This is a genomic window from Enterobacter cloacae complex sp. IR5458, from assembly GCF_049238025.1.
Classification (GTDB): Bacteria; Pseudomonadota; Gammaproteobacteria; order Enterobacterales; family Enterobacteriaceae; genus Enterobacter; species Enterobacter kobei.
Window position 1 is genome coordinate 12975 of the sequence record NZ_JBMKIF010000038.1, and the last position, 19357, is coordinate 32331.

A 19357-nucleotide genomic window follows, 5' to 3' on the forward strand; every position below is an offset into this window, starting at 1 on the left:
GATTAGTTGTCTGCCAGTGAGTAAATATCACTGAAATCGAGGTCACGAACGACGTAGATACTGATTGCGTCGCCCTGCTGGTCATAGAGTGTTGGCGGGATGTTAATCGTGGCTCTCAGTGCTTCAGAGGCCAGTTCCTGCGAGTTATTCTGTGTATTACTAAACTGGATGTTATTGCCATTTTGGGCTGCGGCCACGCCAGCCTGAAGCGCGTCAGACAGAACGGAAATGAACACCGCACCTTCGAAGCGATCCCAAAAGTGGGAGTCAACCTGTCCGGGAACACCGGAACTACCGAGAGAGTTGGTCCCGGCGCTATCCAGATTAACGAATGTGCCATCCGGGTTTACCACTCGTTCCCACAGTACAAAGACGCGGGCCTGACCATTTTTGAGGCCACCGTTCATCTGGCCCGTAACAAATGCGCCTTTGTCGATCAGCTTCACCAACCCATCGAGGGAATACACATCACGCGTCACACGACAGGACACCATGCCGGGAACGGTCGTATCCAGCTCCGTAGACGTGCCACACGGTATCATCGTCCCTTTGGCAATGGTCATGCTCATATTCTGCATTACGCCCGCTCTGCTGCCTTTCAGTCGGGCAGGTGTAAGCTCTTTTGCTAACGCGCTGCTACCTTCGCTGCCTTCGTCGCTTTGCTGCTCTTTTTTGGCCGGAGTCTGGCTACCGCCCTGCTCGCCGGAAAGATCGCCACCAAGACGGCGTTGCATGGCGACTTCTTCCGGTGTCAGTTGCTTCTTCCCGTTGCTGGCCCGGCCCGCATTGCTATGACTGGCTTCATATTCCGCTCTGGCTTTATCCTGCATCGCCTTTTGATTAGCGTCAGGAGCCGCGGCCCCGCCAACGTTCGGGTTAGTGTTGAACTGGTAGTTAGGCAGACTGCTAACCCCATCGTTTTTATTACCGCTGTCAGCTTTGGCCGTGTCCGGCGCTTTGCGTGTGTGCGTGTAAATAGTGACACCAACGAAGCACATGGCGATGATAGCCAGGATAGCGATAAAGGCTTTTAGCCCTGGTGCGGTGCGGCGTTTCTGTGCGGGCATTCCCCCGCGTTCATCATCGAAGCTGTTGTTGTTATCCAGCTCGCTATCAATATCGACTTTACGGGCCATTAGTTATCCCCTCCTTTTTGCACCCTTCTTACATCCGGGGAGGCTGTGCCAGTGGAAATTGCGCCAGCTGATGGCACGTAGTTGATATTTCTAATACCAACAACCTTTGTCCAGCCAAGCCTTACACGCCATTCTTTCGCTACGTTCTGGCATTCCAGAATGTTGTTATGTTCACCAACCGGGCGACAGTTAGGGAGCGTCTCTTTGCCGCTGGACGATATGTAATAAACCTGCGGTAAGTCAGCGTTTTCCGGGAATTCAAAGCGCGTGAAACGGTAGTTATCCCAAACATGGATCGGCTGAATATCTGCCATTTCCGGCTCGTCGCTCATTTCGTACTGGTAGTTTTTAGGGCCAGCGAAAGCAGACTCCCGTAGCTTCTCCGTCAGGCGCTTTTTCTCAGCCGCGCTGGAGGCTTTTTTCTGCTCGTCAAACGGGTACTCATAGGTCAGCTGAAGCGTGGCCTGTTTCATTGACCACGGCGTTTTGATAAACGATTTTGTCTCTGTACCGTCAGCGTTCTTTGTTGTCGTGTCGCCGATATAGTGCAGCACGATGTTATAAGATCGCTTATCAGTAACGATGGTCAGGTTGGTATCACTCATTTCGCGCTTAGGTTTTACAAACATATGGTTGAGCTTATGGGAGAACGTCCAGCCATCAGAATCACCAAACGCGTGAGTGATGTATGTTTCATCCGGGGCAACAACGATATGTGTAAACAGGCCCACTACCGCATCAATTCGCACCACATCAACCGGGTTATAAACTACCGTTTTGATACGGTAGTCATACGGTGAACTTTTCGGCGCTTGAAGCGCCGCCGCGTTGAATGTGGCCCCGGCCAGCGCCATTGCGATCACTGCGGATAAGACTACTTTTTTCATAGTACAGTCCTCAGTTCGACTCAGGGTTAACGCGGTAACTGGTGACGCGGAAGCCGAGCGGGTTGATGTAGCGCTGCGAGGCGTTCATAGCCAGCGATTTGTACTCGTAGCCCAGGATGGCAATCCAGCGCTTCGGTGGATCGTCAAAGTTATTGCTACGAGAGCGGCGAACGGTCGTAAAGCGAATGGTCGCCACGCCATGCTCTCTATCGAGAATGGTTGAGTTGATACTTACTCGCGTCGTCTCGCTGTCACCCAGGACCTTATCAATCCCTTGCTTGCCCTTGAACCGGGAAAGGTAGGCTTCCGCCACGTTCGGCGTGGACATTAAACCTACTGCGTCATAGTCCACTTGCAGGGAATAAAAATCGTAGGATTCACGGTGGATAACGTATTGAGTAAGGAAATACTTATCAATTTCGTCGCCATAGGTGGCATCGTCACGCGTCAGCTTAACCTGTGATACCTCATGATTGCTGGGGTTCAGCGTCAACAGGAACGGCGGTATTGGCTGGCTATAGCGGTAATTCACAAAGGTAGCATTACCGATTGCGACGACAGCCACAACGGATGCGACCGCAGCGACTATCCACGCCGTGCGGCGTGAAGATAACACTTCGTTCATAACGTCCACTTCCAGCCCTTTACGGCTTTCGTTGAACTCTTTGATGGCCTCTTTGGTCAGCCCTTTCTTTTTCTCTCTCATAACAACCACCTTATCCCTGTGTATCTACTGGAAGCGTTTTATTGACTGGCACGGTGTGGCTCCAGTCCGGCTCCGGTGGTGGCTTGAAACTGCTGGAACATGCCCCTAACAACAACACCCCTAAAAGTACGATTGCGCGCATAGTTTCGACCTCATTTGTCCATTGCGTTCTATTATCTTATATCCGTGAAATTGCAATTTCAACGACTTTTGTTTATTTATGCAGCTTTTCCCCGGCTACCACGCGCCTTTCCTGTCAAACCTGAACCGCCAGCCCCTGCATTGCCGCTAGTGCTGGCACTTTGTCCACCGCCGCCGCCAGCTGCTGAAGGTCTTGCTGAAGGCTTCGCTCCACCAAAAATCCCATTAGAGGCAACATTACCCATCGTATTCATCGAGTGGCCCGCATGGCGGGCCGCAGAAGCTATATCAGCAGAAACACCGCTACCGAAATTCGACGCTACCGCTGGAACCTGGAACAACACATAGACGGAAACAATGGTGAGAATGACCAGTCCAATTGCTGTTGATAAGGCATCAAAGCCTTCGCTGCCGTTAAGACCGGAAATCATTTTTGTAAAGAGGCTCATTAACAACCCAAATACGAGAGCCAAAAGAACTATGACTAGGCTGTAATTAATAACGGTCCCCATCCACTTAGCAAATATGCCTTTTGTTGGATTCCACAGGAGACAGAATATAGCTATTGGCCCTAAACACAGGCTTATAGCCAGTAGCACTTTAGCCATAATTACAAAGGCAGAACCCAACCCACAAAGAACTACGGTCGCTGCTATTAGAATGAGTCCGATTACTGCGCTCATTATGCCATTAGCGCTAATGCCAGCCCCTTCGAACGCCGTTTGTATTGCCGTTATAGACTGGTCTACCCCAGTATCAATAATGGCTGCCATCCCTGTACTTGAGGTTTTATTTTGAGTAACCAATATTGAAGCAAAGTTATCAGGTAGGTTTAAAGCCAAATGTACAAGGTCGGTTTGATATAAACCGCCAGCCGTTGCAAAACTCAAAACAACGGCAGCTTTCATATATTGTGTAATTAAATCCCCAAGCGCCTCCCCGCCCCCTCCGGGGCTAAGAGCGGAATATGCACCTTGAGCCATAAACTTGATGGTCAAAAATATTGCAACCGTTGGTGTGACGGTTGCAATAATGGTTGTTACGTTGGTATCAACCATAATATTTATCAGATCATCAATTATGTCAAATATCTGTTGAACAGTATCAAATGCCATAACTACATCCTGAAATTTAGTTTAACTTCGGCACACTATGAGAGTTATCTTTCCCATGAACAAAAAGTTCAGTCTCTGCGTCTCTTGCATTTTTACAATCAGCATCCTGCAAGGATTCTGCATTCTTTTTGCATTCAACAAGCATTTGTTTTCGTTCTGTCTCATGCGACTTATACCAATCTTTGTCATGCTCAGGCTTACAACCAGCGAGAGCGGAAACACCGATAAAAACTAAAGCTACTTTTAAAGTCGTTTTCATATAATCACCTTATTTCAACGGAGCGGGGTTATGACCACCATCAGTACCATAAATAAAATTACCTACGGCGCGTTCTCTTTGAGCTTCATACAACTTATCTTGTGATTCCTGAAGCATACTCATAAGCTTCAGTTTCGCTTGCTCGCCCTGAATTGCGCCTTGCGCGGTTTGAATGCGGGCCTGAAGATCAGCCACTTCCTTTACATCTTTAGTTGTGGAAATCTGCTCTGTCAGTTCCTGCATGTCGCTTAATTCCTGCATTTGATTGTTATAGGCTTTTTCAGCTATAACTCGGTCATATGCTCCTTTCTCGGCCAACTTTTTATTTAGCGCTTTAATTGCATCAGAAGGGTTCATATCATCAATTTCAGAATTGAAATCACCAACCATGCTTTGAACATCACCAGTGACGGATGATGTTGAATTCATCGCATCGCTATAAACTTTCTTCCAGTCGTCAGGAAGATTTTTAGCGAGGGCACTTGTAGACGAACCCAACAAATTCCCAATATCAGTAGTTTTTGCCAGACTTTCATAAGTCGCCTTTTGGGTTGCCAGTTGTTGCTTTAACTGTTCTATTTGGTCAAGCATTTTAGCCACGCCAGTCGGATCGTAGACCACAACACCAGTACCCCCTATAGCAGAAGCCGTACCAATGGTTCCCGCGCCTAACAGCCCAGCCAGTGCAATAGCAATTAACTTCGCTTTCATAACATCATCCTCTAATTAATGACGACAAAGACGCCAATATTCTTCGATCCAGTTTTCGGGTTCTGGACCATATTTACCTATCAATTCCTCGGCCAACTCGGCATTTTGCGGCTCACCGGAAAGGATGCTGATAATGTTGTCCATTTCCATTTCATCGCGTTCTGGCGTATCGCTGTTATGAATCTTGAGATTGAACGTAGCAAGAGCTGACTGTGACCCCTGCTTAACGAGGAACTGGCGCGAATGCTCAGGAATTTTGAGCAACACATCAAACTCCGCATCGGTCAGGAAGGAGTAGTCCTTACGGCTGGCATCAGGATCGCGCAGGCAGATTTTTGATGGCGTTTGCGACATCACCGTTTTACCAATGCTGCTTGCGAGTGCGTCATTTGGCTCTTGCGTGGAAAACAAATAAATCGCATCTTTCTTACGGTCTGTTTTAATGCCGCGCTTTATTTCCAGCTTTAAAACAGGATCGTCAAGATAAGCATGAAATTCATCGAAGCACTGAATGACACGGCGCTTTCCGTCAATTGAATTACGGATTCGGTAAAGCAGATACATTAACAATGGCGTTCTGGCTGGGCTGGGAATCTCACCTTCAGCAGCAATGAACTCGGTCAGGTCGAAGCCGAATACATCATGAGCATCGAGATCTAACGCATCTTCATCATTATCAAAAAGCCAGCCATACTGGCCTTCATTGGTCCAGTCTTTGATAAGGTCTTTAAGGTATGGGTGATTGATGTATCCGTTAAGACGAGTAATATCGCGAGCTTCAGGAGGAACCAATGAATGCTCACCCATCACAGCATCTACTGCCTTATTGAGTTCCATCCCCATATCTTTATCTAACGGGCCGTTATTTGTAATTTCAGCACAGACACGCATAATATTTTTAGTGGTTGCAATATTACGCGGTGTGCCTTTCTGTTTGAGCGGTGAGAAGTTAGTTTTTACGCCCTGCTGTAAAACTTTATAGTAGCCGCCGACACTGCGGATAAACGGCTCCATTCCCCGGTCACGGTCATAGCAGAACATACGCGGATTAAACTTCATGCACTGGCATAACAGGAAATCCAGCAGCGTAGTTTTACCTTCACCAGATGTACCTGTAAGCAACATATGCCCCAGCGGTCGCTTCCCGATTGAGCGTTCTTCCAGTGGGGTGACGTGGAAGTTAAAATACAGCGGTGTACCGTTCGCGGTACGGAACATCGTCACAGCCGGACCCCACGGATTATTGTCCGGTTTGCCGCGCATAAAATTATGGTACGGGGAGAAATGGAAGAAATTCCATGAGTTGATCGGCGTTGGGCGTGGCGCCCATTTCTGATTACCCGGAATCTTCGCAAAGTAAGCCGCTTCAGAGGCCAGCCCTACGCCGCCCCCCACGAAGCCACACTGACTTAGCATGACTTTAGCTTTACGGGCCTTGCGCTGCACTGCTCGCTGATCGGTATCGAAAACGTGAATAGTGGCATGGTGATAGCCCATCACAATTTCTTTAGAAAGCAGCATATCCAGCGCTGTATTCAACTGTTCAAGCTGGGACTGGCTTCTGTCGCCAGTTTCCATCATGGACTTCTCCTGGCGCTCCAGAAGCGTTTTAGCTGAAGCCTCGGATATGCAAGAAAATGTTTGAGTCAGCAGATATTCAAAATCAGCTTCTTTCAGCAAATTAAACTGACCCGGTTCCGTGTTTTTTTCGTAATCACGGATTTCGATAGCCGTAGTATAAAAATTGCTGTCCAGTGTTCTGACCTGAACAATATCCCCCCATACAGAACTGACAACACGGTTTTCCATGATGTAAGAACCGATACGGTCACGGCAAACAGGAACAATGGACCATTCCAGATTGACCAGGAAATAAAGAAACTCCAGCGCTTTAGAATAAGCGTGAGCAGTCGGCGGGACGGTATCAGCGACGTTGAGCATTACCGGTTCGTCGAAAATATCTGCTTCGTCTACTTCAAGCAGCGACTGTTTTTCTTCAGCGTCAGTTAGCGCTATTTCCTCACCGTTTTTATCCCGGTAATAAATACCCAGGCGCTTGATGCCATAGCCCTTCATCCCCTCCATGATCTGCTCACAGACTTCTTCCATTCCGGTGAAGGCTTCAGCCTGCATTTGAGCCAGCTCGTCAGCTGACGGTCGCTCAAACTTAGCCAGGAACTTCTGCGTCTTATCGCCTATCTGGCGATAAAGCACCGTCAGGTACAGGTCATTAACCATCTGGTTAGACCCCGTTTGCAGGCGGCGGTTGTATTCATCCAGATAGCGCGGGAAGAATTGGGTAAACTCAGAGTCAGGATACTCTTTAGACTGGTGATGATACTCGTGTGACCAGACCTCTACGTGGTCAGTCCCGAAGGACTTAATCAACGTATTAAGATCATCGTTCCATGTAATCAGCTCACGGTCAGAGGCACAATCATGTGTCCGGCCATCGACTTTAAAGAATGCGAGCAAATCGCCATTACGCATCGAGATAATATAATCATCAAGGTGCTGGCTATGCTGCAAATACTTTTCATTAACGCTCGGCTCGTCTCTGAACGTTTTAGGTTTAAGCAATGCCACCATTTATTTCAGCTCCTTTTTCTTGTAATCCACAGGGGAATAACTTGAACCACTCCATTGTTTAAATGGCGTGTCGTGTGCATTACGAAACTTAGTCTGTAGCCATAATGAAAGGATGCGAAACATACGGTCGTCGTATTTAGTTAGCGCTGCTGCAATTGACCACAGAACCGCAAATACAAGGAGTGACCATAAATGTAACGTCATAAACAGCGTGGCCGAGATCATGAAGATAACCAGCGCCACTGTACGCGGAACGCCAGCAAGCCGGGGGACGCGTGTTGCACCTTTAAATAATGGCCGTTGTCCATTTTCAAACATAAAACCTCACTTAATGGGGGATGTACTCCCCCCCATTAATCAGCTGCCGATACCAGTCAGGGATACCAGATATGATGCGGAGCCAATGCCAACCATTGCGATTGCGAGACGGAACATAAAACCAGCGGAAATAAGATGGAACAGCCAAACGAGGAACGACACGATCACGCCGATGGTACAGGCGATAGGAATCCAGGTATCCAGCCATGACTTGATGTTGTTACCTGTACTGGCCCCGGTGTCTGCCCCGCCAGCTGCGAGGGCCAGTTCTGGCGCTGCGATACATAACAGCGCAACCAGCAGCGCAAACCCGTTATTTTTGAAAAAAGTAACCATATATACCTCTACCTTTCCTTTGTTGATTTCAATATCAATCGGCACTCGCCGACATTGCACTTATCCAGAAGAAACTCCGTTAGGAGTCTCAGGTCTGCCCATGTGCGAAGTTCGTGATCTTTATTCAACCGAATGGAGCAACGAACCTCACCCAAATTTTCGTCCTTTACGTCAAATATGGGGTACCACTGCTTTAGTGAAATCCTTTCAATTACAACCTCCTGTATTTTTCCGGCTTCGCATAAATCAATTATTTGAGACTGCAACAGGAGATAGATTTTTGTCATTCATAACCTCACTCCCTTTTTGCTCTGCTTTGGTCAGAAACGCGTCAGTGTTATCCTGCGAAAACACATCACCACCACTATCACTTTCACCCGTAAACGCATCGTGCTCACCCTCAAAGGTTGCGCCCTTCGCACTCACAGGCTGGCTCTCCGCTTCCTCGTTCTGCCCATCAGGTAGCAACGTAGGGATCTTTAAATCAGACTGTTTAGCCACGTTAATAACTTTCGTGACATACCCGTTTGAAATCCCCCGCACTTGTGACCCGGTGTTGTAGCAGGACAGCGCGTGTCTTAATGCTATCTGGCCGGGCGGGTTGGATTTCAGGGCCGTACTATAACAGTCTTTTAAAATGGTCTGACTGGCGCGGAGATTGATGCAGGGTTTAAATACCTGCTCAACCGTGATACCTAACGAACTCAAATTGTTAGAATTAATCATCGCAAGCCCCATATCGATGCTTTCATCTTTCTTGAGGTTTTTGATTAGCCGGTTGGCAACTTCTACCGCTTCAGCTTCGGTTTGCGGTTGACGTTTCAGGCTTGCGCCACGGTTAACGTTAATAAAATACGGGTTGTTCCCGGATTCATGGCCGACGATATAGGCCATTGTTAGCGGTGAAACGTCTGGTGCGCATCGGGCCGCAAGGCTGGCGATCGTATCCGAGGCAGAAGCCGCGTGAGCGACCCCCTGAAAAGAAAGGCCGGAGATACATACCGCTATCAAGCACCATGTTTTTTTCATTTTTGTATGTCCGTGTAATTGTAATTTTGACGACTTTTATTTATCATAAGGGCCAATAGAATCGTGTCAAGAGAAAAAGACGTTAAAGGGAAGAAACCTATGCTTGTTCCTTTGCAGTCGGAGAAGCGACCAAAAGGGACGCCTGTATACCGTGACCCGGAGAATCCATTTAACACCTGGAGCGGGTACGGAAAGCGCCCTGTCTGGTTACAGGAACGATTGAGTGATGGGTATCTTCTGGATGAAATGAAGCTGCCTGGTGCAGTGGTGGATCGGGATACCAAATCCCCTCGATACCGTGACCCGGCTAACCCGGATAATACGTGGACTGGCGTTGGCCGTCGTCCTAAGTGGTTAGTTGAGTTGCTGGAAAATGGTGTGGATTTGGACGATCTGAAGATTCGAGAAAGGGAGTGAACGATGGGCAATGTGATTGAGTTTAAGAGGCCGAAAGGCGAAAGAAACCAAAAAGACAAAATGCCTAAAAGGGGGATACTGCTGTGGTTCAAAAAGACTGCCCTGTCCCTCAAAAACAACCTCTTTACCTACTCTAAGTCATGTTGCTGTATTTGTTTGTTTTTTGTAAGCGCTGCGTCAAGAAAGCTATTGAAGTTGATCGCAACACTATCAATCGTGCTGTTTCTTGTCGAGTGGTTTATGGGCCGTTTGGGAGCGCCAGAGTTTTATAACCTGTTGTTCCTAATGGGATTGCTGTTGGTTATCAATGTGATTTCAACAAGCTGTATCAAATGGATAAGAGGGAACGTATGAGTAAGCTAAGAACCGTTGCAAAAATATTATTGATGTACTGCATCTTCAGTAGCGCCAGCGCCTTTGCGGAGGGAAATACTAAGGGTGATCCGTGTCTCGCGTTCACCTGTATGGCCGGAAAGTTACAAGGTAACGAGGCAACATCCGGGTGATCTTGACCCGCCATCTCCGGACAGCTTTTGTATCTTAAGTTAACGATGTCCGCTGCCGCCGATATTCCCTCGGGGAGTGATATCCCAGCGCGCTGTGCGGGTGGTTTTCATTGTAATGTGTGAACGCTGCTGCAAGGTTTCGCAGGGCTGTTCTCACATCTGGTTTTGGCATGAACGCGATATAGTCTTCCTTCATCGTCTTCACGAACCGTTCGGCCATGCCATTGCTCTGCGGGCTGCTCACCGCTGTTGTACACGGCTCCAGATTCAGCTCTCTGGCGAACCTCCGCGTTTCATGCGCGGTATATGCTGAACCGTTATCCGTCAGCCATTGAACCGGTGTGGTCGGCAGCCCGTCGCCGAAGCGCTTTTCCACCGACCTCAGCATCACATCCTGCACCGTCGAACTGTCGTAGCCTCCTGTGCTCGCTGCCCAGTCTATGGCTTCTCTGTCGCAGCAGTCCAGCGCGAACGTGACCCGCAGCTTCTCACCGTTGTCGCAGCCGAACTCGAAGCCATCTGAACACCAGCGCATATCGCTTTCTGCCACCGCGATTTTGCCCTTATGTTCACGCTTCGACCGCTCTGGTTTGTCATGCAGTAACAGCAGATTATGCTCGCTCATAAGCCGGTAAAGCCGTTTGGCGTTCACGGGGGGCAGTCCCTCTGTACGACGTTGCGTACGCAGGATGCCCCACACACGGCGATAGCCGTAACTGGGCATATCGCTGATGATATCGAGGATCTCTGACAGTATTTCAGCGTCTGCTTCGTCATCACGCCGGTTACAGCGCCTGTCCTGCCAGTCGGCAGAACGGTTAATTCGCAGTGACAGCTGCGCACGCGACACGCCCATGGTGCGGCTGACCAGGGCTATTCCCCGTCCTTTGGCAACAAGGGCGCGTGCGCTATCCATTTTCGCGACTGAGCGTACTCCACGGCTTCTTTCAGGATCTCAACTTCCATCGTCTTCTTGCCCAGCAGGCGCTGAAGCTCCCGGACCTGCTTCAGAGCAGCAGTAAGCTCAGAAGCTGGAACAACTTCTTCCCCGGCCGCAACGGCGGTGAGGCTGCCTTCCTGATATTGCTTCTTCCACTTAAACAGCAGGCTGGGCTGGATGCCATGCAGGCGGGCGACATGGGAGACATTCATGCCCGGCTCCATCGTCTGCTGGATAATGGCGATCTTCTCCTGAGGAGTTTTACGTTTACGGACTTCTTGCCCTAACAGGATCCCGGTCATCTCAAAATTGGCGTTAGTGTTAGACATATATTCAAGCCTATCTCTTATCTGGAGATACAGCTACTGTCTGGAGTTTCAGGGGGCTACATCAGAGGCAACATCCGGGCCTGACTGTGTAATGGGCCGCCAGAGCTTTTTTGAGATACGAATTTACACCCCCTACTACAACCCCGGCGCGACAGCTGCGGCTCGTAAAGTATTTCTAAGCAGCTGCCCTATGACCACTATTTCAGAAAACAAAAACACACTGGAGCTGATTATTCAGCGATACGGACGTTCATTTCAGGAGTAACACATGAAGAAACTAATCCCAGCTATTATTGCCGCCGCCCTACTCTCCGGGTGCGCCACTCAGAACGACGCAGTAGCGCTCTCAAACCGAATCAGCGATCAGCAGAAGCAAATCAACGCGCTTTCCGTTCGTCTCCAGTCTGCCGAGCATCGCTTGAGTCAGCAGGAGTCAGCTTTTCGCTCAGAACAAACGCAGAACAGCAGCTACTGCTACCTGAACGGTGTTAAGTACTCTCAGGGATCGGTGTTCGCTGGCCGTATCTGTGATGGTAGTTCCGGCAGTGCCGCCTGGCGTCTTTACTCCCACCGCTAATAAGCAAGGCTTCCGGGCTTGCCCCGGAAGCGCTTCCTCCAGACATGGATATTGAGCTGCACAATCCATGTTTATCACAACAATCATATTGTTAAAGAGCATAAAAAAGTCGCCATGAAGGCGACTTAAACGAGCTGGAATCGTGCATATTTTATTTTTGTAAGTGCCCTGGTGCTGTATTCAGGGTGAATTTTTGCACTATATAGGCACTATCTGCAACCACTTTAATCTATCTGACAGCCACATACACTGCTTGCACCTGTAACTGTGTGGAAACGGATGTAATGGCCGAACCCTATTTAAAAAATCGCCGACGCTTCACCTCGTCCCTTGATAATCAGCTTGTTCCATTGTTTGACGCTTTAGCGGCCAAAACGCGGATACCTAAAAGCCGCCTGCTCGATGAAGCTATAGAGGATTTGCTGGTCAAACACGGCGTTCCTGGTAAACAGGTCGATAGCCAGAATTAACTTTTGCTCACCCGCGTAACCGTCCTTTCCGATACGCCAGCGAGTCTGGCCGTCTCGCTGATAGATTTCCCCTGATGCCGCAAAGAACGGATCAGGTCATGCTTATTCTGGTCGGGCATCCGGCCACGATAAACCCCCTTCTCTTTGGCTTTCCTTACGCCTTCCTGCTGGCGACGGCGGCGATCTGTATAGTCTTTTCGGGCGATGGCCGCGAGCATATCAAGCATCATGCTATTGATGGCCGTCAGCATACTCCGTGTAAATTCATCGCTACCGTGGGGCATTAACGCCGCGTAGCTGGTTGGCAGGTCCAGACTGATAATCGCCAGATTCTTTTCCTGCATCATTCGCTTCAGCTGCTGCCAGCCTTCATCATCCAGGCGTGAAAGGCGGTCTACCTGCTCAATCAGGATAAGATCGCCCTTCTCAGCATCATTTAGCAGGCGCATAAGCTCAGGGCGTTGCAGGGACGCGCCAGACGCATTCTCAACGTACCATCCGGCTACCCGGTGGTTATGCTCAAGTGCAAAGGCTTTAAGCCGCTGCTGGGCGCGTGACGCATCCTGATCGTGTGCAGAAGCCCGGAGGTATCCAAATATGTACATGACCGCCTCTTATGTCATTAGGGTTATGTCACTATAACCTATGTCATTAGAGTTATGCCATTAAGGCGCGAGGGGAAGGATTCAGAGGGTGACAGAAGGGTATACTCATAAGACATAGCTGATAGTTGCTATCTACCAGCTATGCGTGACAGTCACGATATAAAATTAGACATAGTTTTGGATCTTGAACTGACGGATAAATTCACGCGATTTGAAATACTTTCCACGCGGTAGCTTTTCACCAACCGAGCGTTTATCTGCCCATGCTTCAAATGCTGGACATGCGCCTTTTAAAACTGATGGTAGATAAATCCGTGTTGCAACATTTCTCATTACTGTACGCAGAGACAAAGTAGCATCCTCAGTATTAAAGCTATCATCAATACTGATAACTCTTTCTGACACGTCCTCGATTTTGATTTTTGAGGTATCGATGGTCATTCCGTCTTTGACCTTCCCCACAACACAAATATTTCTATTCTGCTGGCGTTCTGTCATAGCTTCCTCCTGTTGAAATTAACACTACCGTACAGTCAATAATGCACAAAGTAAATAATAGTCACCTTTTTTTTTACTGGTAATTACTAAATCACCGTGCTAGTGTTTTCTCAGCGTTACATTACTACGGAAAATGACAATGGCAGAGGACAGAAAACAGCTAACCAAACGGCAACAAAAAGCCATTGATACAGCGGCACTAATCCGGCAGGAACCGCCGCAGGGTGATGATATGGCGTTCACCCACTCTATTCTGTGCCAGGTCGGTTTGCCTCGCTCTAAAGTGGAAGGCCGCGAGTTTATGCGCCGCTCTGGTGATGCCTGGCTTGTGGTGCAGGCCGGATGGCTTGATGAAGGTAATGGTCCGGTAGAGCAGCCTCTACCCTATGGGGCTATGCCGCGACTCACGTTCGCCTGGATTTCATCGTATGCACTGCGCAACAAAACGCGGGAAATCGCCATCGGCCACAGTGCCAGCGAATTTCTTCGCCTTATGGGAATGGAACTTCAGGGGGCAAGGCACAGAACCTTGCGTATACAGATGCAGGCGCTGGCAGCATGTCGCTTACAGCTGGGCTTCAAAGGCCGTACCTATAACGGCCAGCCCGTTGAACAGTTTGATGCCTGGCTCAAAGATGGAGACACAAAGCAGCTCACGTTATGGCCGGGGACACTCACTCTGTCAGAGGGCTATTATAACGGCCTGATTGAGAGCGCCGTTCCGCTCGACAACAGGGCGTTGCATGTGCTGAAAGGCTCCGCTCTGGCACTCGATATATACGCATGGCTTGCTCACCGTCTCCACCGCATCGAGGGCCGCCCGGTCATGCTGTACTGGATGAAGCTGCGGGAGCAGTTCGCCCAGGAGTACAGCGGGAAGAATGCCGACAAGGATTTTAAACGGGCATTCATGCCAGCGCTGAAACAGGTGCTTTCAGTGTATCCGGCGGCAAAGGTTGATCAGGTCAAAGGTGGCCTGCTGCTGTACAGTTCTCCTCCCCCTATACCGTACAAATCGTGAAGAAAAGGCCCATTCCGGGCCTTTTTCTTTTGTGGATAACCCTGTTCATTCAGCAAGTTATCCAAGATAAATCCCCCCCCCTAAACCGAGATATATTACCCCCCCCTAGCAAGATAAATTGCCCCCCTAACCGAGATAAATCCCCCCCCCTAAACCTGTAAGGTGATCCTGTATGTTTTTCCTTTAATTTCTACCTGTACATATATCCTGTAATTAACAAAGCCTATCTGTGAGTAAGGCGCGTCCGGTGTATGACTTAGCAACAGTGGAAATTACGCTTCCTCGACCTGACAGACTCGCCGCGCTGCGGCTCCCTAATCAGGTCTTGCGGCGAGCGTTGCGGACTCTCTTTTAAAAGCGATAACTTTCGCTATAATCCAGAGCTATCAGCATTTCCTTCGCTGATTCACCCGGAGGCCAGTTGCTGCCGCGACGGCCTCCCCCTCTCCTTCTCATTAGTTCAATAGAGTAAAATCATTATTTACTAACATTGACCGTTAGCTGTGGCCGCTATATCATGGGCTTAATCGTTATCAATCAGGAATGACTATGGCCCGCAAACAGACTCGCAGCATGACGCAGGAAGAATGGGATCGCCTCTTACCCGCAATGCAGACGTTTACCCACTTATCGACCGAAATCGGCCATTCTGTTTTGGTTAAAGGGGAAAGCAATAAAGATGTGGCCGAACGTGTTGGACGGACCAAGCAGAACGTGGGTTCCACGGTCAAACGTATTTGGGATCTGTACCAGTCTGTAGCCGTCGATTTTGAGGGCGAGAAGCTACGCAAAGTTGACGTTTGGCTACCCGAAAAGATGGCCCTGAAGGTGCTGAAGGAAGCCGAAAAATACGCCATCAACCAGAACAAAACTGAATAGCCCTAATAAGAAACAATAGTAAATATTTACTTTACTTAGATTGACTGCAACCCTTCAAATTGCGATAATTATTTCTCCGGGAAGCCCACAGCTTCCCATTATCAGGAGGATAAATTATGGCTTCACGCGGTGTTAACAAAGTAATTCTCGTTGGCAATTTAGGCCAGGACCCCGAAATGCGCTATATGCCTAATGGCGGTGCGGTCGCTAACCTGCGCCTTGCCACATCTGAATCATGGCGAGATAAAGCCACTGGTGAGCAGAAAGAAGTCACGGAATGGCATACGGTGGTTATCTTTGGCAAGCTGGCCGAGATTGCAGGCGAATACCTCCGCAAAGGTTCGCAGGTGTACATTGAAGGCCAGCTGCGTACCCGCAAATGGCAGGATAAGGACCAGCAAGATCGCTACTCAACGGAAGTTGTGGTTAGCATGAACGGCGTTATGCAGATGCTGGGCGGTCGCCAGGGTGGCGGCGCTCCCGCTGGTCAGGGTGGACAGCAACAGTTTAGCGGAGGTGGTGCGCCAGCTGCTGCACCGGGAACGCAAGGGCAGCAACCACAACAGGGCGCGATGCCGGACTTTGAAGATGATATTCCATTCGCCCCGGTTACACTCCCCTTCCCTAACCATGCGATCCATGCGCTGTAATGAAAATAAAGCCCCGTCAGGGGCTTTTCTTATGAGGGCTGAAGTTCGGCCTTCTCGCAATGCTCCCCGCCGCAGAACACGACCAGCCCCGGCTTACCCCACAGATTCACATGACACACAGGGCAGGTGTATTTTGCGCGGTTGGACTTGTTTACCGGGGTTTCTGGCGGCGGCGAAACAAACTTCATTGCCTCGATGATTTCATTATCCAGTTCGCCAGGTTCGTCGGTGTAGTCGTCGTCCGGCGGGTATTCCCTATCATCATTTTCATCATCGATGTAACCTTTTCCGCTGGGTGACTGCGGCGCTCCCGGTTTCGGCTGGAACGGAGGAAAGCGGTCCATCCAGGACAGCTGAAAATTGCGCGTTAACAGTTCATCACACGCCCGGTCAAAAGCGCCGCCGGTGATGATGTAGTGCGCCATACTTTGCCCAACTTTCCGTCCCCCTGGTTGCCCTGTATCTGAAGGCATTAGCCCAATGCGTTCCATCATCGCGGACCATTCTTTATTGTGATAGCCACGTCTCCCGGCCTTGCCAAAATGATACTGCCACTGGTGAACCATTTCATGCACCAGAGATGATAACGTTGCCTTGATTGTTCGGATGGAAAAAAACACTGGATTCATCGCTATTTCATCGACCATTTGCCCGCTCTCGCGGCCAACAAAACGCTGAAACGAGCAATAGCCGTAAGTACGCTTTTCGCGTTGCAGGGTGATCAGGCATGGCGGCAGCTCGTTATTAAAAAGCCGTTCATCAAAAAAATCGTAGGCGTGCTGGAGTTCTTCGTAGGTTTCGGGTGTTGGCAATGTCATGTGGCCTTCCTTCTGTATTGCGCAATACAGAAAATATACTTCCGGCAGAGAGTAAAGTCTAACAAAATTTGTATTTACTAATATTGACTTTGTGGGTGAAAAGAGCGATACTAATTTCATCGGGAGGCAATACCGCCCCCGTTAACACAGCCCAAAGCGGCAACCCCGGAGTAAACATTATGGCTAATACCGTCACCGCAAAAATCTATGGCCCCGCTCAGAAAATGCGTTTCCTTCCTTACGCGTTCGCAGAATTTTATCTTCAGGCAGAGAACTACGTTTGCAGCTTTATGAAAAAATACGCAGTTGGCTATGATGGCGGCTGCTGGGAGTACATCACCTATGAAAATGGCGCGTGTGCGTTCATCGCGCCGGATGGCTACCAGCTTACGCTCCCTAACTATTTTGATGAACCTGTTAGCGCGAAAGAAGCCGGGATTATCGTTGCGCTGTATGCCTACAGCCATTTTTGCTGCGTGGCGTTTGAGCGTGGCTGGCAGCGCGTGAATGAGACGATGGCCGAACGCTATCACACGCTGCGGGACTTTACCGAAACGCTCCCGCCGGAGTCACAGAGCCGTATTTTTCGGGCAATAGATTAACCAGGAGCGGCGGGCATTTGCCCGCCTTACTCGTTCAGGAAGAAATGCTGATGGTTGCGACAGATGAAGTCTGGTTTCGGTATCTCGACTATTCGGGCCAAACAAAGGCGGTCCGGGTGGCATCCGTGCGGTTCTGGCCGGACATTCAGGAAACGATATTCCCCCTTCTCCAGGTGCCGGAAGGCAAGCGCCGCGTTGTACGCTGCCGCTGCGGGATTAATGACTGGAATGAGGATGGCCGCTGGCTGGGTGAATACTGCTGCGCCAGCTGCGGGCAATACATACAGGTATTTGAGAAAAAGGACTGACATATGGCTTTCGACTTCAAAAAAGAGGATGCGGCCAAGTATGGCCGCGAGGTTTACCGGGCGTTTCGTAGTAAGGGCAATCACCGCTGGGATACGTGCGTTTTCGTGAATGAATCCGGGGCTTACTCTGCCGTTTTCCGGCACTCGTTCCGCAAAAAGGTTATCGAGGATGGCAAAGAGATCCGGCGCAACGTCATTGATGATGAAATCGTGGTGGCCGCGCCGGATGCGGGCAGCTTTACCAGGGCAAAATTCCCACAACTGGCCGACGCGAAAGAGCTGAAGCAATCAGGCTTTTTCGCCCGCTTACGGTTTGTTGCTGAAGCATCTGCTTATCGTGAAGCATGGCCGGGGCATGATGGCGGCGTGGTGCTGATATGGGAAGGGAAAGCCTATGGCTGGAAAAATTGCCTGCGCGATGCGCACCATGAACGGCCTGGCGCGATAGCGATCGACACTAACGGACACGTCTTTATCGCGGAAGGTGGAAATGAGTATGATGGTGCGAAATGTTGGGTAGCTATGACTGGCGATATTACCGAAGGAGATAATGGTGATAAAAGTTAATGGGGTAGCGTTGCTGGCGATTCTGTTTATTTCGGCCACTGCGATGGCGGGGATTAAAAGCCCTATAAAGGTGGTAAGCCTGATTGATTTTAGAGGGGATAATCAAGAGCTGATGGTTCGTGATACTGAAAGCCAATGTGATTACCATGTGGCTGTCACAAAGAGCGAAAAAAACATTGAATGGCTCGGTGTTACACTGCCCCAGTCTCGCTGGGAGTTTGTAGTAGACAGAAGAAAATGTGGTGACATCATTGAGCGAGTAAATATGCAGATTGTCCCTGACACGAAGATTAAGACACTGCCTATAGAGGCTGGTTCTGTTTATTATATCTATCCAGATTGGGACGCCTTTTCACAGAAGTGAAATACTCAAAGTCTGGTAGTGGTTGAAATAGAATGAGAAGGACGACATATGGAACAGCCAACAGATATGTTTAGTATGTACCTGAAATTTATCCCCGTAATTCTGGCTGTGATTTTCTGGATATACTGCTTGAGTAGTAAATATTCATTGAGCAGGATGGAAACGATGCGGCAGCTGAAGCGGTGGTATGATTTACCTCGCGCCTCTGCAACAGAAAACAAGGAAGAAACGCTAAATAATATGATAGCGGCAGAACAGAAAAGAGCAGCATTATCCTTTAGAACTGCAATTGTATTTACCGCAATTGCTATATTCTGGTTGGTTTATATTTAAGGCGGCAATGGATATGAAGATTAAAGTGGAAGTTAACGGTCTGGTGTATGACAGCAGCAATCCAAAGTGTAAGTGCATCCTGTCTAACAGCCAGCGTAAATTGTATGCCTTCCTCCTGGTTCTCGATGGCGATATGACGAGGCGCTATTGGGGCGAGTACGATCACGATGCCCCGGAGGACTCGATAGGTAATGACTCCAACTTATTGATAGTGTTTTATGTTCAGATAATGCCCGATGACTTTAT

28 protein-coding genes are annotated in these 19357 nt (G+C 49.2%); 13 read left to right on the forward strand and 15 right to left on the reverse strand.

Features of this window, described 5'->3' with window-relative positions; translation table 11 throughout:
* Positions 1-2: 2 nt before the first annotated feature.
* The 11 genes from virB10 to ACOTYN_RS22245 form a co-directional block, all read right to left on the reverse strand.
* Entirely contained in the window at positions 3-1136 is a 1134-nt protein-coding gene (gene virB10 / locus ACOTYN_RS22195) for a type IV secretion system protein VirB10 (protein ID WP_020323153.1), read from the reverse strand.
* Positions 1136-2023, reverse strand: coding sequence for a TrbG/VirB9 family P-type conjugative transfer protein (locus ACOTYN_RS22200; RefSeq protein ID WP_020323166.1), 888 nt, complete (start codon positions 2021-2023; stop codon positions 1136-1138). The genes virB10 and ACOTYN_RS22200 overlap by 1 nt, the downstream gene beginning before the upstream one ends.
* A 10-nt stretch (positions 2024-2033) precedes the next feature.
* On the reverse strand, positions 2034-2729 hold the full coding sequence (locus ACOTYN_RS22205; protein WP_001208352.1) for a type IV secretion system protein: 696 nt from the start codon (positions 2727-2729) through the stop codon (positions 2034-2036).
* A 10-nt stretch (positions 2730-2739) separates the two neighbouring features.
* Positions 2740-2871, reverse strand: a complete 132-nt coding sequence (locus ACOTYN_RS22210; protein ID WP_032493177.1) for a hypothetical protein — start codon at positions 2869-2871, stop codon at positions 2740-2742.
* A gap of 76 nt (positions 2872-2947) precedes the next feature.
* Entirely contained in the window at positions 2948-3985 is a 1038-nt protein-coding gene (locus tag ACOTYN_RS22215; protein WP_020323169.1) for a type IV secretion system protein, read from the reverse strand.
* A 16-nt stretch (positions 3986-4001) separates the two neighbouring features.
* Positions 4002-4244, reverse strand: coding sequence for an EexN family lipoprotein (locus ACOTYN_RS22220; RefSeq protein WP_000858958.1), 243 nt, complete (start codon positions 4242-4244; stop codon positions 4002-4004).
* Positions 4245-4253: 9 nt separating this feature from the next.
* Entirely contained in the window at positions 4254-4955 is a 702-nt protein-coding gene (locus tag ACOTYN_RS22225; protein WP_020323143.1) for a type IV secretion system protein, read from the reverse strand.
* 15 nt (positions 4956-4970) lie between these two features.
* Positions 4971-7544 (reverse strand): VirB4 family type IV secretion/conjugal transfer ATPase, encoded by a 2574-nt coding sequence (locus tag ACOTYN_RS22230; RefSeq protein ID WP_020323176.1) that lies wholly within the window; start codon positions 7542-7544, stop codon positions 4971-4973.
* Positions 7545-7862, reverse strand: a complete 318-nt coding sequence (locus ACOTYN_RS22235; protein WP_000462629.1) for a type IV secretion system protein VirB3 — start codon at positions 7860-7862, stop codon at positions 7545-7547. It lies immediately after the preceding gene.
* Positions 7863-7901: 39 nt separating this feature from the next.
* A complete protein-coding gene (locus ACOTYN_RS22240; RefSeq protein WP_015060075.1) occupies positions 7902-8198 on the reverse strand; it encodes a TrbC/VirB2 family protein in 297 nt (98 codons plus the stop codon).
* Between the two features lie 246 nt (positions 8199-8444).
* Positions 8445-9227, reverse strand: a complete 783-nt coding sequence (locus ACOTYN_RS22245; protein WP_032416587.1) for a lytic transglycosylase domain-containing protein — start codon at positions 9225-9227, stop codon at positions 8445-8447.
* A 99-nt stretch (positions 9228-9326) separates the two neighbouring features.
* Between ACOTYN_RS22245 and ACOTYN_RS22250 the strand changes: the two genes are divergently transcribed.
* A complete protein-coding gene (locus tag ACOTYN_RS22250; RefSeq protein ID WP_032449361.1) occupies positions 9327-9644 on the forward strand; it encodes an H-NS histone family protein in 318 nt (105 codons plus the stop codon).
* A 3-nt stretch (positions 9645-9647) separates the two neighbouring features.
* Positions 9648-9998: a hypothetical protein gene (locus ACOTYN_RS22255; RefSeq protein WP_032416642.1), complete on the forward strand. Its 351-nt coding sequence runs from the start codon at positions 9648-9650 to the stop codon at positions 9996-9998.
* Positions 9999-10184: 186 nt separating this feature from the next.
* Here the strand turns inward: ACOTYN_RS22255 and ACOTYN_RS22260 are convergent.
* Positions 10185-11392 (reverse strand): IS3 family transposase gene (locus tag ACOTYN_RS22260; protein ID WP_109455549.1). Its coding sequence is split into 2 segments (ribosomal slippage): positions 10185-11071 and positions 11071-11392, totalling 1209 coding nucleotides; the frame shifts between segments, so codons are not numbered across the junction.
* Between the two features lie 295 nt (positions 11393-11687).
* Here ACOTYN_RS22260 and ACOTYN_RS22265 point away from each other — a divergent pair.
* A complete protein-coding gene (locus ACOTYN_RS22265) occupies positions 11688-11996 on the forward strand; it encodes a hypothetical protein (protein ID WP_032416643.1) in 309 nt (102 codons plus the stop codon).
* Between the two features lie 284 nt (positions 11997-12280).
* Positions 12281-12466, forward strand: coding sequence for a ribbon-helix-helix domain-containing protein (locus ACOTYN_RS22270; RefSeq protein WP_006118530.1), 186 nt, complete (start codon positions 12281-12283; stop codon positions 12464-12466).
* Here the strand turns inward: ACOTYN_RS22270 and ACOTYN_RS22275 are convergent.
* Both ACOTYN_RS22275 and ACOTYN_RS22280 read right to left on the reverse strand, forming a co-directional pair.
* On the reverse strand, positions 12463-13071 hold the full coding sequence (locus tag ACOTYN_RS22275) for a recombinase family protein (RefSeq protein WP_032449362.1): 609 nt from the start codon (positions 13069-13071) through the stop codon (positions 12463-12465). The genes ACOTYN_RS22270 and ACOTYN_RS22275 overlap by 4 nt on opposite strands.
* A gap of 165 nt (positions 13072-13236) precedes the next feature.
* Positions 13237-13569 (reverse strand): hypothetical protein, encoded by a 333-nt coding sequence (locus ACOTYN_RS22280; protein WP_020323168.1) that lies wholly within the window; start codon positions 13567-13569, stop codon positions 13237-13239.
* Positions 13570-13708: 139 nt separating this feature from the next.
* Here ACOTYN_RS22280 and ACOTYN_RS22285 point away from each other — a divergent pair, with 139 nt between their 5' ends.
* From ACOTYN_RS22285 to ssb, 3 genes are all read left to right on the forward strand, one after another.
* Positions 13709-14590 carry a replication protein RepA gene (locus ACOTYN_RS22285; protein WP_020323144.1) on the forward strand — a complete coding sequence of 294 codons (882 nt, stop codon included), beginning with the start codon at positions 13709-13711 and terminating at the stop codon, positions 14588-14590.
* A gap of 549 nt (positions 14591-15139) precedes the next feature.
* Positions 15140-15469 carry a TrfB-related DNA-binding protein gene (locus ACOTYN_RS22290; RefSeq protein ID WP_020323151.1) on the forward strand — a complete coding sequence of 110 codons (330 nt, stop codon included), beginning with the start codon at positions 15140-15142 and terminating at the stop codon, positions 15467-15469.
* A 116-nt stretch (positions 15470-15585) separates the two neighbouring features.
* The gene (gene ssb, locus ACOTYN_RS22295) at positions 15586-16119 is read left to right on the forward strand and encodes a single-stranded DNA-binding protein (RefSeq protein ID WP_020323149.1); all 534 of its coding nucleotides are present in this window, start codon (positions 15586-15588) and stop codon (positions 16117-16119) included.
* Positions 16120-16148: 29 nt separating this feature from the next.
* Here ssb and ACOTYN_RS22300 read toward each other — a convergent pair whose 3' ends face one another.
* Positions 16149-16937, reverse strand: coding sequence for a SprT-like domain-containing protein (locus ACOTYN_RS22300; RefSeq protein ID WP_020323160.1), 789 nt, complete (start codon positions 16935-16937; stop codon positions 16149-16151).
* A gap of 179 nt (positions 16938-17116) precedes the next feature.
* Between ACOTYN_RS22300 and ACOTYN_RS22305 the strand changes: the two genes are divergently transcribed.
* The 6 genes from ACOTYN_RS22305 to ACOTYN_RS22330 all read left to right on the forward strand — a co-directional run.
* Positions 17117-17539 (forward strand): antirestriction protein, encoded by a 423-nt coding sequence (locus tag ACOTYN_RS22305; RefSeq protein WP_001642212.1) that lies wholly within the window; start codon positions 17117-17119, stop codon positions 17537-17539.
* 17 nt (positions 17540-17556) lie between these two features.
* Positions 17557-17847 carry a hypothetical protein gene (locus tag ACOTYN_RS22310; protein ID WP_332958635.1) on the forward strand — a complete coding sequence of 97 codons (291 nt, stop codon included), beginning with the start codon at positions 17557-17559 and terminating at the stop codon, positions 17845-17847.
* A 3-nt stretch (positions 17848-17850) separates the two neighbouring features.
* Entirely contained in the window at positions 17851-18414 is a 564-nt protein-coding gene (locus tag ACOTYN_RS22315; protein WP_020323174.1) for a hypothetical protein, read from the forward strand.
* Positions 18401-18778: a hypothetical protein gene (locus ACOTYN_RS22320; RefSeq protein ID WP_157844060.1), complete on the forward strand. Its 378-nt coding sequence runs from the start codon at positions 18401-18403 to the stop codon at positions 18776-18778. Before ACOTYN_RS22315 ends, ACOTYN_RS22320 begins: the two co-directional genes overlap by 14 nt.
* A 48-nt stretch (positions 18779-18826) precedes the next feature.
* Entirely contained in the window at positions 18827-19111 is a 285-nt protein-coding gene (locus ACOTYN_RS22325) for a hypothetical protein (protein ID WP_032449364.1), read from the forward strand.
* A 13-nt stretch (positions 19112-19124) separates the two neighbouring features.
* Positions 19125-19357 (forward strand): hypothetical protein (locus tag ACOTYN_RS22330; RefSeq protein WP_421634775.1); only part of this gene is annotated, 233 nt, incomplete at its 3' end.